Source organism: Azospirillum sp. UENF 111221 (assembly GCF_058780625.1).
Window position 1 is genome coordinate 2,068,386 of the sequence record NZ_JBSNCH010000005.1, and the last position, 14,273, is coordinate 2,082,658.

9 protein-coding genes are annotated in these 14,273 nt (G+C 72.4%); 1 reads left to right on the forward strand and 8 read right to left on the reverse strand.

What is annotated here, in order from left to right:
* Positions 1-92: 92 nt before the first annotated feature.
* From addB to ACWPN3_RS24545, 5 genes are all read right to left on the reverse strand, one after another.
* Entirely contained in the window at positions 93-3,056 is a 2,964-nt protein-coding gene (addB, locus tag ACWPN3_RS24525; protein WP_492239833.1) for a double-strand break repair protein AddB, read from the reverse strand.
* Between the two features lie 75 nt (positions 3,057-3,131).
* Positions 3,132-3,866 (reverse strand): nucleotidyltransferase family protein, encoded by a 735-nt coding sequence (locus ACWPN3_RS24530; RefSeq protein WP_492239834.1) that lies wholly within the window; start codon positions 3,864-3,866, stop codon positions 3,132-3,134.
* 1 nt (position 3,867) lies between these two features.
* Positions 3,868-4,896 (reverse strand): aminoglycoside phosphotransferase family protein, encoded by a 1,029-nt coding sequence (locus ACWPN3_RS24535; protein ID WP_492239835.1) that lies wholly within the window; start codon positions 4,894-4,896, stop codon positions 3,868-3,870.
* Positions 4,893-5,378, reverse strand: coding sequence for a tRNA (adenosine(37)-N6)-threonylcarbamoyltransferase complex ATPase subunit type 1 TsaE (gene tsaE / locus ACWPN3_RS24540; RefSeq protein ID WP_492239836.1), 486 nt, complete (start codon positions 5,376-5,378; stop codon positions 4,893-4,895). Before tsaE ends, ACWPN3_RS24535 begins: the two co-directional genes overlap by 4 nt.
* Positions 5,379-5,445: 67 nt before the next feature.
* Positions 5,446-5,898: a hypothetical protein gene (locus ACWPN3_RS24545; protein WP_492239837.1), complete on the reverse strand. Its 453-nt coding sequence runs from the start codon at positions 5,896-5,898 to the stop codon at positions 5,446-5,448.
* Positions 5,899-6,239: 341 nt separating this feature from the next.
* On the opposite strand from ACWPN3_RS24545, the gene ACWPN3_RS24550 reads away from it, so the two are divergent.
* Entirely contained in the window at positions 6,240-7,277 is a 1,038-nt protein-coding gene (locus ACWPN3_RS24550) for an NAD(P)/FAD-dependent oxidoreductase (protein ID WP_492239838.1), read from the forward strand.
* 97 nt (positions 7,278-7,374) lie between these two features.
* On the opposite strand, the gene ACWPN3_RS24555 is transcribed toward ACWPN3_RS24550, so the two are convergent.
* The 3 genes from ACWPN3_RS24555 to dut all read right to left on the reverse strand — a co-directional run bounded on the left by ACWPN3_RS24555 (position 7,375) and on the right by dut (position 14,269).
* Positions 7,375-9,669: a PAS domain-containing sensor histidine kinase gene (locus tag ACWPN3_RS24555; RefSeq protein ID WP_492239839.1), complete on the reverse strand. Its 2,295-nt coding sequence runs from the start codon at positions 9,667-9,669 to the stop codon at positions 7,375-7,377.
* Positions 9,670-9,843: 174 nt separating this feature from the next.
* Positions 9,844-13,641: a hybrid sensor histidine kinase/response regulator gene (locus ACWPN3_RS24560; protein WP_492239840.1), complete on the reverse strand. Its 3,798-nt coding sequence runs from the start codon at positions 13,639-13,641 to the stop codon at positions 9,844-9,846.
* Positions 13,642-13,801: 160 nt separating this feature from the next.
* The gene (dut, locus tag ACWPN3_RS24565; RefSeq protein ID WP_109095899.1) at positions 13,802-14,269 is read right to left on the reverse strand and encodes a dUTP diphosphatase; all 468 of its coding nucleotides are present in this window, start codon (positions 14,267-14,269) and stop codon (positions 13,802-13,804) included.
* Positions 14,270-14,273 lie beyond the last annotated feature (4 nt).

Below are 14,273 nucleotides of genomic sequence, written 5' to 3' on the forward strand. Positions count from 1 at the left end.
GGACCTTTGGGGCAGGCACGCAATGCGTCCCCCTCACCCCGACCCTCTCCCCGGGGGGAGAGGGGGATTGTCCCCGAATCGAGCGAACCCCATCATTCCCCCTCCCCGCCGCCCGCCGACCATTCCTGGACGCGGGCCAGATGCGCGTAGTCGGTGTAGCGCGGCGCCATCGCCGGGCGTGGGCGGGAGCGGTAAGGCGTCTGAGGGTCGTCGAACTGCGCGATCAGCGCTTCCAGCCCGGCCCGCGCCTCCTCGCCCAGCGCTGCCGGGTCGCCCTTGACCGGCTTCTCCTCGCCGGCCGGGTCGCCGCCGGACAGGCGCCAGAAGGTCAGCTCGGCCACCTCGCCCTTGTCCACCCCGCTGAACCCGCCGGCCGCGGCGATGGCGGCCTCCAGCGGCAGCTGCGGGGCGAAGCCAAGCTCGATCTCGCGCGCGCTCGGCGGGGTGCCGGTCTTGTAGTCGATCACCACCAGCCCGTCCGGGCCGCGGTCGATGCGGTCGGCCTTGGCGGTCAGGGCGAAGGGACCGCCGGGGCCGGACAGCTCGAGCCGGCCCGGCACTTCCGTTCCCAGCGGGCGGAGACGGGGGCGGCGCTCGCGCTCCAGATCGACGAACCAGCCGGCCACCCGCTCGAAGCGCGGCCACCAGAAGGCCCAGACGTCGGGATGGCTGCGCAGCAGCGGGCCGAACCGTTCGCGCCCCAGCGCGATCAGCCGGTCGAGCGCGTCATGCGGCAGCGGCCCCGGATGCTCGCGGACGAAGGCGTCGAGCGTGTCGTGGATGATCTGGCCGCGGTCGGACGCGCCCGGATCGGCGGCGATGGGGTCGAGCGCCCGCAGCCGCAGGGCGTGGCGGGCATAGATGGCGTAGGGATCGCGCATCCAGGTCTCGATCTCGGTCACCGACAGCTTGCGCGGCCGGGCGCTCAGCGGCGGGCGCGGCTCCGGTGCGGCCACCGGCTGCACCCGGTCGGGCTCGTCCAGCCCGCGCGCCCAGCCGAGCCAGCAGGCCCCGCGCTCCTCGATCACGCCGTCCAGATCCAGCGCCTTCAGCACGGTTTCCAGCCGCAGCAGCCAGCGCGACGGCACCGTCGGCGTGCCCTCCACCCGTGCCGCGCGGGTCAGCACCACCTCCGGCGCGCCGCAGGCATGAGCGAAGTCGTGGGCCGACATGCCGACCAGCCGTTCCGGGCTGGGCAGGCCGAAATCGCGCCGCATCGGCCGCGACATCCAGGGATCGGCGGATGCCGCTGGCGGCCAGGTTCCCTCGTTCAGCCCGCCCAGGATGGTCAGGTCGAGATGCTGGAGGCGCGCCTCCATCGGACCCAGGATGAACAGGCGCGGGTGCAGGCCATAGCGCGGACGCACCGCCCGCGCACTCATCAGCGCGTCGAGCAGCGCCGGGTAATCCTTGGCCGGGATGGCCGGGAAGCCGTCCGCCGCATCCAGCAGGTCGTGGACGAAGCGCGCCGCCTCCTCGCCGTCGTCCTGGCGCCACAGCCGCTCCGCCCCGGTCAGCGCATCGTCGGCGGCCAGCGACTCGCAGAAGGCGACATGGGCGCGCACGAGGTCGGCCAGCGGCGTCTCGCCGGCCAGCGCCTCAAGGAAGGGAGCGGCGCGCTGGCCGATGTCGACCAGCCAGGTGCGCAGGAACTCCTGTTGCTCCTCATGGTCGAAGCGCTCGGCCTGCTCCAGTGCGGCGAGCACGCCGTCGAAGCCCTCCGCCGGGCGGGGGCCGCGCAGCACGACGCGCTCCAGCGCGCGGGCGGCGGCGCGGAAATCCGCGGAGTCGCGGCCGCCCGCCGCCATCGGGTGCTTGGCGAGCGCCAGCAGCGCCAGCGGATGGACGCGGCTCGCCGCCAGCTCCGCCGTCAGCCGCAGATAGGTGCCGACCGCGGTGTGGGCGAGCGGCTGGCCGCCGGAATCGTTGACCAGGATGCCCCAGCGCGCCAGCGCCATGGCAACCCGGCGTCCCAGGTTGCGGTCGGGGGTGATCAGCGCCGCGGTCCTGGTCGGGGTTTCCAGCGCATGGCGCATCAGCAGCGCGATGACCTGCGCCTCTTCCTCCGAGGTGGTTGCGTCGATGCGGGTCAGCCCGTCCAGCGCCGCGGCGTCCACCCCGGACAGTTCGCGCCAGCCCTCGGTGGTCGCCGCCGGGCGCATCGCCTCGGCGATCAGGCGGGCGCGGGCGCCGCGCGGCTCCGGCGCGTCGGTCCAGGGCAGCACCTCGTGCCGTTCCACCTCCAGCAGGCGGATCAACTGCGACAGCCCGTGCTGCGGGTGGGATTCATCCTCGGCGATGGCGTCCCAGATCGTGTCGTCGGCCCCGGTGTCGAGGCCGGGCAGCACCACCGCCCCCTGCGGCAGCCGGGCGATGACCGCCAGCAGTTCCGTCGTCGCGACGATGGAGCCGGTGGAGCCGGCGGCGATCACCATGCCCGGCGGCGGGGCCGCCTGCCAGAGGGCCGCCTGCGTCTCCAGCGCCAGATTGCGGCGCTTGGCCGGGTCGGTCTGGCCGCCCGACTCGAGGATGGCGGGCCAGACCTCGGTGATGATGCGCAGGAATTTCAGCGTGACCTGCCAGTGCTCGGCATAATCCGCCGGCACCAGCGACTCCAGCTTCTCGAAGCCGGCGCGCTCGGTCCACACCGCGTCGATCAGCCGGCCGAGATCGGCACCCAGCCGCACCGCCTGCGCCGTGGTCGCCGACAGCCCCTCGGCCCCCAGGATCAGCCGGGCCAGCGTCATCTGCCGGTTCAAGGGCGAGATCGCCTCCGGCAGGTCGAGCGGGACGTCGGGCAGTTCCTCCTCGGTCAGGCTGAGGTCGCCGGCATCGAGTTCGCCCAGCGGCGCCATCCGCGGCAGCAGCGTCGGCTGCCCGCCCGACCGCCGCAGGAAGGCCGCCTGCAACGCCCGGCAGGCACGCCGCGTCGGCAGCAGGACGGTGACGCCGGCAAGGGCCATCGGATCGCCGCCGACCCGCTCCATGATCCCCGCCGCCAGCATGTCGACGAAGGGCGCGCCCGCGGGAATGCTGTAGACTTTGGGGAGGGTCATGGGTTTGCGATCAGTTCCGGTGCTGGCTACGTGCGATTGAGTATAGCGCGGCTTGAGTATACCTCAGCCCCGCCCTCAATGCGCCACCGCCCGCATGCCGCCGATGGCCAGCAGTTCCTCGGCCTCTTTCAGCCCGGCCGGCGTGCCGATGTGGAACCACAGCCCGTCATGGGCAAGGCCGAACAGCCGGCCCGCCGCCTGGGCGCGGTCCCAGATCAGGTTGGTGGAGAAGGCGCCGTCGGGGGTGTCCGCCGCGAACAGCTCCGGCTTGACGATCTGCACCCCGGCATAGACGAAGGGCGCCAGCTCGCGCTCGCCCCGGCGGGTCAGCCCGCCCAGCGGGTCCATGTGATAGTCGCCGAGCCCGTCATAGCCGACCGACTTGGTCGTCGCCATCAGCAGCAGCAGCGCGTCCATCTCCGCCGGGTTCCAATGCGCGGCCAGCCGGCGCAGGGCCGGCACCGGCCCGTCGAGCCAGAAGATGTCGGCGTTCACCGTATAGACCGGCGCGCTGCCGAGATGGGGCAGGGCCTTCTTCACCCCGCCGCCGGTCTCCAGCAATGTCTCTTCCGGCGACAGGGTGATGGCCGGCGTCGTCCGGTCCTTCAGATGGTCGCCGATCATCGCGCCCAGATAGTGGCTGTTGACCACCGCCCGGCCGACGCCGGCCTCGGCCAGCCGGTCGAGCGCATGGTCCAGCATCGGCTTGCCCAGCACCGGGATCAGCGGCTTCGGCCGGTGGTTGGTCAGCGGGCGCATGCGCAGGCCCTGGCCGGCGGCCAGGACCATTGCGGTATCGGGAATGGTCATCTCAGAGCGTCTCCGGAACGACGAAGGCGGAACGGGCGGCGGGCGGCAGATGGCGGTCGAACCAGCCGGCGACCGGGGCCAACTCCGGCTTCGCCAGCTGGGCCTCCAGCAGGCGCCAGACCCGCGGCAGATGGACAAGGTAGGACCGCCGCCCCTGGCCCAGCGCCAGACGGACGAAGATGGCGACGATCCGCGTGTGGCGCACCGCCCCCAGCACCGCCATGGCGCGGCGGAAGGCGGCGGCGTCGGTCTCGGGGAAGGCGGCGAGATAGCGGGCAACCATCGCGTCCGCCAGATCGGCCGCCACATCGCGCCGCGCATCCTCCAGCAGGGAGACGAGGTCGTAGGCCCGCGGCCCCCAGCCGGCGCTCTGGAAGTCGATCAGCCCGGCCGCCTTCGCCCCCGGCCGGTCCAACCGCATCAAATTGTCGACATGGTAGTCGCGCAGCAGAAGCGACGGCGCCCCGGCGCAGACCGGCTCCAGCACCGCGCGCCAAGCCGTATCGAAATCGGAACGATCCTCTTCGCTCAGGGGGCGACCCAGCACCACCGGCACATAGGCGTCGAGGAACAGCCGGGTCTGGGCGATGAACAGGTCGGGATCGTAGACCGGCAGGGCGAGGCGTTGCGCCGCCCCCTCCGGCCAGCCGCGATGGATGGCGATCAGCGCATCGGTCGCCATTGTGTAGAGCGGCTGCGGATCGGCGCCGGCGGCCAGCAGGCGCGTAAATGTTTCGCTTCCGAAATCATCCTGGATCGCCAGACCGCGCTCCACATCCGCCGCCAGCACGGTGGGAACCGACAGCCCGATTGCGGCCAGTTCGGCGCCGATGGCGATGAAGGGGACGAGGTCCTCGGCCGGGGCCGGCGTATCGACCAGGATCAGCGTGCCGCCATCGGCCTTGCGCAGCCGCTCGTACCGTCTTGCAGAGGCATCGCCGGCCAGCGGCTCCCGCACCGCATCGGACAGGCCGTTGGCAGCCAGGAAGGCGGCGATCCCGGCTTGCCGCGCCTGGGACACGGCCGTCATCGCAGCGTCCAGTCGGCGGCGGCCACCCGCGCCGCCAGCGTGCCATGGCCGGTCAGGGTGGCGCGGCGGGCATCATGCCCGTCATGCTCCATCGTCACCTCCACCCGGTCGGGCGGCAGCAGCGGACCCAGCCGGTCCGGCCATTCGACCAGCGCCACCGCCTCGGCCCGCGCGTCGTCCCAGCCCAGCTCATAGACCTCGTCCGGTCCCGACAAACGGTAGAGGTCGAAATGCCAGACCGGGCCGATGGCGGTGTCGTAGGTCTGCACCAGGGTGAAGGTGGGGGACGGCACCTCGGCGTCCTCATGGGTGACGCTGCGGATCAGTGCCCGCGACAGCGCGCTCTTGCCGGCGCCGAGGTCGCCGCGCAGGGCCACGAGGTCGCCCGGCCGCAGGAGGACGCCGAGCCGGCGGCCCAGCGCCGCGGTGGCGGCCTCGTCGGGCAGGGGCAGGGTGACGGTGTGGAGGGGAGTGTCCGGCATGGCGCGGATACTGTGCGAAGCCGCCGCCCGCCCGCAAGCCGGAAAGAAGAGTGGGTTGGCAACAGGCTCAGCGGCCGATCCGCCGCTTGGGCGACAGCCGGTCGGCCGCTCCCGATCCAGGCCCCGCTCCAGGCCCCGATCCGGCGCCGTCCGCTCCGGCGGTGACCACCAGCCGCGGCGCCTTGTTGAAGTTCATGGTGATCATCAGCGTCAGCGCGCCGTTGATCAGGTGCAGCATCTTGTCGGACGCCACCGGCAGGGGGATGCGCCGGCCCATGCAGTAGCCGACCAGCGCCGCCGTCACCTCGGTGTCGGGCAACCCCAGCTCGGTCACCGCACCGTTGTCGTCGGTGATGGTCAGGCGGGTTTCGATCCCATCCGGCTCCGACCCTTCGGGACGGTGGTAGGCGATCTTGGAGACGGTGCCGACCGGCAGCGTGTCCTTCACCCGGCGCCGGCGATCCAGCACGGCCCGCACGACCTCCTGGTCGGTGAAGACCAGACAGCGAAGTTCCTTCATCCCAGGCCTCCACCCAAACCGGCATGCGGGCCGATGTCCGAACCGGATGGCCCGGATATCCACCGCATCGCTGTACTTTCGGCTTCGCCACTGCCGCGTGCAATCGACAAATTTAAGCGAATTTAAGCGAAATTGTTTTACTGCCGGGATCGGCTGCCGGGATTTGCTGCCGGGACCGTCCGTCGCGCGCCCCCCGCGCGCGGCACAGCACCGCCTTCCCCTTGCTGGGGGTTGACCCGGATGGCAAATGCGGACAATGGAAGGACCGTTCGCCGACCAGTCTCCCGCAACCGTCAACCGGCTTCCTTTCCCCGGCGCCCCGTCTCAAGGAATTGGCTTTCATGTCGCAGACCGCTTCCAGCAACGATGTCCTCACCACCGATGTCGTCATCGTCGGCGCCGGCCCCGTCGGGCTGTTCGCCGTGTTTGAATGCGGCATGCTGAAGATGCGCTGCCATGTGGTGGACGCGCTGGACATGGTCGGCGGCCAGTGCACGGCGCTCTACCCGGAAAAGCCGATCTACGACATCCCGGCCCATCCCTCGATCGAGGCGGCCGACCTGATCGACCGGCTGGCGGAACAGGCCGCCCCCTTCTCGCCCACCTATCACCTGGGCCAGCAGGTGGAAAAGCTGACCCGCCAGGACAACGGGCGCTGGCTGGTGGAGACCAGCATCGGCACGAGGATCGACACCCAGGCCGTCGTCATCGCCGCCGGCAGCGGCGCCTTCGGTCCCAACCGCCCGCCGCTCGACGGGCTGGAGGCCTATGAGGGCAAGTCGGTCTTCTACATGGTGCGCCGCCGCCAGGACTTCGCCGGCAAGAAGGTCGTGATCGCCGGCGGCGGCGACAGCGCCGTCGACTGGGCCATCTCGCTGGCCGACGTGGCGGAGCGCGTCTATGTCGTCCACCGCCGTCCGAAGTTCCGCGCCGCCCCCGAAAGCGTCGCCCGCATGGAAGCGCTGGTGCGCGAGGGGCGGGTCGAGATGGTGGTGCCCTATCAGCTGTCCGGGCTGGACGGTGCGGACGGCCGGCTGACCGCCGTGCGCGTCGCCACGCTGGACGGCGAGGAGAAGGCGCTGCCGGCCGACGCCCTGCTGGCCTTCTTCGGCCTGTCGATGAATCTCGGCCCCATCGCCGACTGGGGGCTGGACCTGGAGCGCAGCCACATCGCGGTGGCCCAGCCCGGCTGCGCCACCAACGTGCCGGGCGTCTTCGCCATCGGCGACATCGCCACATACCCCGGCAAGCTGAAGCTGATCCTCTGCGGCTTCGCCGAAGCGGCCCAGGCCGCCCACGCCATCCGCCCGCTGGTCTATCCGGGGGAGGCGCTGCATTTCGAATATTCCACCTCGAAGGGCGTGCCGGGCGCGGCGTGAGTGAACGCCCTCTCCCGCCTCTCGCACAAACTTTGTTTGTGCTGACGGCGTCAGGCGGATCGAAGATCCGCTGAGAGCCCGGGAGAGGGAGGTAATTCTACCCCGCCCTCACCCCGTTTGCCGGCGCCCGCACCGGCATGATGCAGCGGACATGGGCGCTGCGGTAGCCGGCGCTGCCGGTCTCGTCCAGCTCCAGCCGGCCGCCGTGAAGCTCCACCACGTTGCGGGCCAGCGACACACCCAGCGCCGCCGCACCCTGCGGGTCGGCATCGGGCGCCGCGGCGCCGCTGACCGACAGGGTGATGCTGCCGTTCAGCCGTTCGCCGGCAAGGCGGATGCGGCGGTCGGGCGGCGGGTTGCGGATGGCGCCGACCACCAGGGTGAACAGTGCCTGCTTCAGCCGCTTGCCGTCGCCCTCCATCTCGCCCAGCGCGTCCGGCGCCACCACCTCCAGCCGCAGCCCTTCGCGCCGCGCCCAGTCGCGGGTCAGGCCGGCCACCGAGTCGAGCAGGTCGGGCAGGCTGATCGCCCCGCGTTCCAGCGTGGTGACGCCGGCGCCCAGGCTGGTCAGGTCGACCACGTCGTCGATCAGCTCCAGCAGGCGCTGGCCGGCGGCCAGCATGCTGCGGACATACTCCATCTGCCGGGCGTTCAGCTCGCCGAAATACTGGTTCGCCAGCACCTCGGCGAAGCCGATGATGCCGTTCAGCGGCGTGCGCAGATGGTGGGAGACGTTGGCGATGAACTCGCTCTTCAGCTGGTCGGCGGCTTCCAGCGCGGCGTTGGAGGCGCGCAGCGCCGTCTCCAGCCGGGCGCCGTCGGTGACGTCGAGATAGCTGTTCAGCACCGCCCCGTCGGGCAGCGGCAGGGTGGAGAACTCCACCACCGACCCGTCGCTGCGCTCCACCCGGCCGGAGCGGACGCTGCGCTCCAGCGTGGCGCCGACCAGTTCCTCCTTCACCGCATCCCAGGTCGCGGCCTCGCCCGGCCGGTCGGCGCTCTTGTCCGCCCCCCTGTCAGCCGCCGCGATTTCCAGCAGCGGGCGCATGCGTTCGATGACGTCGGCGATGTGCGGCTCGCCATGCAGGTCGCCGTCCTCCAGATCCCAGATGCGGGCGAAGGCCGGGTTGGACAGCTTCAGCCGGCCGTCGCCGCCGAACACGGCGATGCCCTCCGCCAGATTGTCCAGCGTCTCCTGCTGCACCGCCATCAGGGTGTTGTAGGAGGATTCCAGCGCCAGCGTGTTGGTCACGTCCTCCAGGATGGTGATCAGCCCGCCCTGCGGATGCGGGGCCGCCAGATGGCGCAGCGTGGTGCCGTCCGGCAGGTGCAGCATCTCCTCCACCGGCTCGACCAGATGGGTGTAGCGGGTCAGCCGTTCGCGCTTGAAGGTCTGGTAGTCGGCATATTCCGGCAGGCGGCGGCGGGCGCGCAGCTCCTCCAGCAGCTCGGCGTTGGTCGGCTCGCCGCGCAGCCACGCCTCGTCCAGATCCCACAGCCGGGCATAGGCCTGGTTGAAGAAGGTCAGCCGGGTGTCGGGGCCGAAGATGGCGATGGCGGTGCCCAGCCGCTCCAGCACCTCCGCATGGGCGGTCAGGTGGCGGTCCAACTCGCCGCGCAGCTCCTCCAGCGGGGTGAGGTCCAGCGCGTAGCCGACCGCCAGCGTGCCGCCGCCGTCGGTCAGCGGCAGCGGCGCCTCCGTCACCTCCAGCAGCCGGCGCTCGGTGCCGATCACCACCGGCGCGCGGTCCGACTGGGCGAAGCCGCCGCTGCGCGCCCGTTCGGCCAGCGCCCGGCCGGTGGCGGTCAGTTCCCGCCCCTCCGCCACCACCGTCCCGGGATCGCCGTCGACGGCGCGGGCATAGGCGCGGTTGCACCAGGACAGCCGTAACGAGCGGTCGCGCATCCACACCGGCAGCGGCAGCGCGTCGGCCATCGCCTGCAACTCGGCAAGGCGGATGCGCGCCGCCCCGGCCGCCTGCTCCTGGCGCTGGGTGGCATCCTTGGCGGCGTCGCGGGCGACGGTCACATCCTCGATCCACACCACGTCGCAGTGGGTGTCGCCGGCCCGTCCGCGCCGGCCGGTCAGCACCAGCCGCCGGCCGTCGGGGGCCGCCGCCTCGCAGCGGAAGGGCTCGCCGTCGCGGCGCAGCCGGGCCAGGGCGGGGCCGAGGTCGGGGGCCGTCAGGGAGTCGGCGAATGAAGCGCAATCGGAAATGCCCAGCAGGGCCGCCGCCTCGTCGGACAGAAGGCCTTCGCCCCGGTCGGTCCAGGCGCACCAGGGCTGCGGCGCTGCGGCCAGCATCGCCCGCCAGCGGTCGCGGTCTGTGGCGGCGTGATCGGCTTGGCGCCGGGGTTCCTTGTTCCAAAAGAAGCCAGCGAGACCGACCACGCTCTTCACCCCCGGGACTGCCGGTGCTTGGTGACTGCCCGGCTGAATCTGTCAGAATGATTCAAGATGCGCAGAGTAGTTCAGCCCTTTCCCACCGACAAGCGACACCCGCCGACCTTGCGCCTTTTCGGATTGCCGTTCCCGCCCAGGTAGATTTCGCTCCAACACGTCCGGTCACGCCATGCTCTCTTCCGGGCTGGGCACCGTCTCTTTCGTGTGGCGCAGGGCGCAAATCGCCTTTTCGACCTCGGGAAAGGCCGCAGCCATGGTCTGGGCATGGCGGGCCGCGTCCGTCTCGCGCCCCTCGACGATGGCGCGTTCGAGCGCCGTGCAGGCGGCGGCCAGCGCCTTCGCCCCGGCGGTCCGCGCCGCCCCGGCGGCCGAATGGGCGGCGGCCCGCGCCTCCTCGCGGTCGCCGGCGTCGAGCGCGTGGCGCACCCGCTCCAGCGTCGGACGCGTCGTCTCGATGAAGAAGTCCATCATGTCGAGCGTGCCGTCATCCAGGCCGCCGTTATCCATGCCGCCGAAAGTTTCCCGCACATGGTCGAGGTCGAGAACCGGGAGCACCTCCTCCGCGGCCGCCGGAGCGGGTATCGGAGCCGGTGCCGGCGCCTCCGCCGGCAGGGGGAGGGGCAGGGGGCGGGCCTCCAGCCAGAGGACCAGCATATGGGACAGCTGCGCCAGCGTCACCGGCTTGGCGAGGTAGTCGTCCATCCCGGCGGCCAGACAGCGCTCCATCTCGCCGGACAGGGCATTGGCGGTCATGGCGACGATGGGGGTGCGCCGGCGCCCGTCCCGTTCCTCCGCCCGGATGCGGCGGGCAAGCTCGTAGCCGTCCATCACCGGCATATGGCAGTCGGTGACGATCAGCCGGTGCCGGCCGGCGCGCCAGGCCGCCAGCGCCTGCTCGCCGTCGGCCGCCAGCTCCGCCGCATAGCCGAGACGGCGCAGCTGGCGCAGCACGACCTGCTGGTTGGTCGGATGGTCCTCCGCCACCAGGATGGGGCCGTGGCCGGCCGAGTCCGCCGGTCCAGGCGCCGCGGCACCGGCATTGCGCTCCGGCGGCGGATAGGCCGGCTCCGCGCCGGCGGCATCAGGGGCCGTGCGGCCGGTCAGTGTGGCCGCGGCGCGGATCAGGGCGGCGCGGTGGACCGGCTGCACCAGTCCTGCCGCCGCCCCGGCCGCCACCCCGGACGCGGTGTGGGGAGAGGCGACCGCCCCGCCGCCTGCCGCCCCACTGCCTGCCGTCCGCCCGTCGCCGAGCAGGAGACGCGGCAATCCCGGAGCGCAGGCGCCGGCCAGCGGGTCCAGCCGTCCGGCCAGCGCCGTCGTCGTCACCAGCAGCCCGAAGCCGCCCCGCCCCAGCTTCGATGCCGCGTCCGCCACCGAAGAGGAGACCGTCACCGTCGCCCCGCCCTGCTCGAGATAGCAGGCCAGCACCGCGCGCTGCACCTCGTCCTCGTCGGCGACGAGGACCGGCAGGCCGTCCAGCGGCGTGGAGGACGGCGCCGGCAGGGCTTCCGGCGCACGCGGCAGCTCCACCGTGAACCAGAAGGTGGATCCGGCGCCGGGCACCGACGTGACGCCGATCCGCCCGCCCATCCGCTCGATCAGCCGGGTGCAGATCGCCAGCCCCAGCCCGGTGCCGCCGAACCGGCGGGTGGTGGAGCTGTCGGCCTGGCTGAAGGGCTGGAACAGCCGGGCCTGCCCCTCCGGCCCGATGCCGATCCCGGTGTCCTCCACCGCCACATGCAGGCGGACATGGCCCGGCTTTGCTGGGTCGGCATCGTCGGGGCCTGCGGTGCCGACGCGCAGCACCACCCGGCCGCGGTCGGTGAACTTGATGGCGTTGCCGGTCAGGTTGAACAGGATCTGGCGCAGCCGGCCGGAATCGCCGCGCAGCCGGTCCGGCACCGACCGGTCGATGGCGCAGATCAGCGCCAGCCCCTTCTGGTGGGCCTGGGGCGCCAGCAGGTCCGACACCCCCTCGACCAGATCGGCCGGGCGCAGCTCCAGCTCCTCCAGCTCCAGCTTGCCCGCCTCGATCTTCGACAAATCCAGGATGTCGTCGATGATCCGCAGCAGGGCCGCCCCGCTGTCGCGCATGGTCGAGACCAGCGTGCGCTGCTCCTCGTCCAGCGGGGTCAGGGCCATCAGCTCCAGCATGCCCAGCACGCCGTTCATCGGCGTGCGGATCTCGTGGCTCATCGTCGCTAGGAATTCGGCCTTGGACCGGGCGGCGATCTCCGCCTGCTCCTTGGCGCTGCGCAGCGCTTCCTCCGCCTGCTTGCGCGCGGTGATGTCGGTGCTCCAGGCCAGCACCGCCGGCTCGCCCTCGAAGCTGGTGCGCTGGAGCGTCTGCAAGGCCCAGACCCGGCTGCCGTCGGGGCGGTCGACCGCAACCTCGGCATCGCGCACCAGCACGCCGCCGCTCTCCGCCTCCCAGTCCTGCCCGGTTCCGCCCCGGCTGATGCTGGCGCCGGGCAGGGCCAGCGCGTGGCGGCTGCCGATGAAATCCTCCGGCGGCCGGCCGGCCAGCTCGGCGGCACGGGCGTTGGCGAAGGCGACGCTGCCGTCGGCGCGGCCGATGGAGACGCCGACCGGGCTCTGTTCCAGGATGGTGCGCAGCCGGCGCTCGCCGTCGGCCAGCGCGCTTTCCCGGGCGCGGATGGTGGTGACGAAATAGGACAGCGCGCGCGCCATCTCGCCGATCTCGTCCCGGCTGCCGGACGGGGTGGCGGCCGGCAGGTCCAGATGGGACAGCGGATCGGGCATCGTGCCGGGCATCAGGCCCGGCATCTTGGCCGGCTCGGCCGTCTCCACCGCCTGCATGGCGCTGCGCAGGCGGCGCAGCCGCGCCACCACATTGCGGTGGATGTAGGCGAAGATGGCGGCGGCACCCAGGATCGACAGCACGGCCATGGCGATCACCGCCCGCTCGCCGTCGCGGATCACCCGCTCGAACTCGCCGGACCGGTGGGCGACATCCTGCTCCACCGCCAGGAAATAGTCGGAGACGATGCCGACCAGCTGGTCGGAGACCGCCTGGTTGCGCGCGGCCGACCGCTTGATCGCCCGTTGCAGCGACAGCTCCGCCTCGCGCAGGGAGAACAGCGGCGAGCGGCCGGACGCCTGCTCCACCAGCTCGCGCTGCAACGGCTCCAGCCGGGCGGCCTGTCCGGCCGGCAGCAGTGCCAGCGCCTCCGCGGCATTGTCCAGCGCGGTGCGGGTGTCGGCCTGGAGACGGTCCAGCTGGCTGTCGCGGTCGGCGCGCAGCGCCGCCAGCAGCGTGGTCGCCGCGCCGGTCAGCTCGCGGCGCCAGCGCTCCAGCGCCGCGCGGCTGCGCTCCGCCGCCTCGGCATCGGGCAAGGAGGCTTGATCCCCGGCCCGCAGCTCCATGGTCCAGGCGCCTTCGGCCTCCTGCGACTCGGCGGCGCCCAGCCGGCCGGTCAGGGTGGCCAGCGCCTGGGCGCGGGCGCTGGTCTCGGCGGTCAGGGCCAGCTGCTGCCGGACCTGGGCGTTCAGGGTCAGCAGCGTGCCGACCAGCTCGTTCTTGCGGCGGTCCAGCTCGCCCAGATCCGCCCGACTGTTTTCCGCCCTGTTGCTTTCGGCCCGGCTGTTGCCGGCCCTGCCGTCCGTCCTGGCGCCGGGCTGATCGGCGAAGCGCACGGCGCCGCCATGGGCGATCAGCCGGGCCATCAGCTGTTCCAGCCGGACGATCTGGTCGCCCATCCGCGCCATCACCGCTTCGCGCGCGGTCTGGTCCTGGGCGGCGACCAGGGCGGGGGCGATGGCGGCGACGGCGCCGCTCTGCTGCACCAGCTGGGCGGCGGCGACCAGCCCCGGCACCTTGGCGGTGGCGATCTGCTCGTAACCCTGGTGGAAGCGGGAGAACAGCGAGACGGCGACGACGCTGGTCGCCGCGGCCAGCCCGCCGATGACCGTCAACCCCGCCAGGATGCGGAACGCCACGCTCCGCCCCAGATTGAGCCCCAGGTTCCGCCGGGGACTTCGCATGCCCACCCCCTCGCCCGTTGCCGATCCACCCCCATCAGCATGCCGATCATGCCATAGAAAGCGGGGGAGGGGTGGGGCGAAGTCGCGGGCGGGGTTTCAGTCGGGGGACGGGCCTTCAGGCGACGCCGGTGGACCCGAAGCCGCCGGTGCCGCGCGCGGTCTCGTCCAGCGAGGCGACCTCGACCAGCACCGCCTGGGGCGCCTCGGCGATCACCGCCTGGGCGATGCGGTCGCCGCGGGCGATGGCGAAGGGCTCCTCGCCCAGATTGACCAGGCAGACGCCGACCGGCCCGCGGTAGTCGCAATCGACGGTGCCCGGCGTGTTCAGCACGGTGACGCCGTTCTTCACCGCCAGCCCGGAGCGCGGCCTGATCTGCATCTCCCACCCCGCCGGCAGCCCGACGGCGAAGCCGGTCGGCACCAGCACCCGCTTGCCGGGCTCCAGCGTGACGGGGGCGTCCGCCGGCACCGCGGCGCGCAGGTCGAACCCGGCCGCACCTTCGGTCGCGTAGGAGGGCAGCGGCAGGTCGTCGTTGCCGGGCAGGCGGAGGAAGGCGACGGTGGGAGTCGGGGCGGGGGACATGATG

Excerpts from the sequence above, each read along its gene's own strand:
- addB (WP_492239833.1), bottom strand. The coding sequence starts at position 3,056 with ATGACCCTCCCCAAAGTCTACAGCATTCCCGCGGGCGCGCCCTTCGTC.
- ACWPN3_RS24530 (WP_492239834.1), bottom strand. The coding sequence starts at position 3,866 with ATGACCATTCCCGATACCGCAATGGTCCTGGCCGCCGGCCAGGGCCTG.
- ACWPN3_RS24535 (WP_492239835.1), bottom strand. The coding sequence starts at position 4,896 with ATGACGGCCGTGTCCCAGGCGCGGCAAGCCGGGATCGCCGCCTTCCTG.
- tsaE (WP_492239836.1), bottom strand. The coding sequence starts at position 5,378 with ATGCCGGACACTCCCCTCCACACCGTCACCCTGCCCCTGCCCGACGAG.
- ACWPN3_RS24545 (WP_492239837.1), bottom strand. The coding sequence starts at position 5,898 with ATGAAGGAACTTCGCTGTCTGGTCTTCACCGACCAGGAGGTCGTGCGG.
- ACWPN3_RS24550 (WP_492239838.1), top strand. The coding sequence starts at position 6,240 with ATGTCGCAGACCGCTTCCAGCAACGATGTCCTCACCACCGATGTCGTC.
- dut (WP_109095899.1), bottom strand. The coding sequence starts at position 14,269 with ATGTCCCCCGCCCCGACTCCCACCGTCGCCTTCCTCCGCCTGCCCGGC.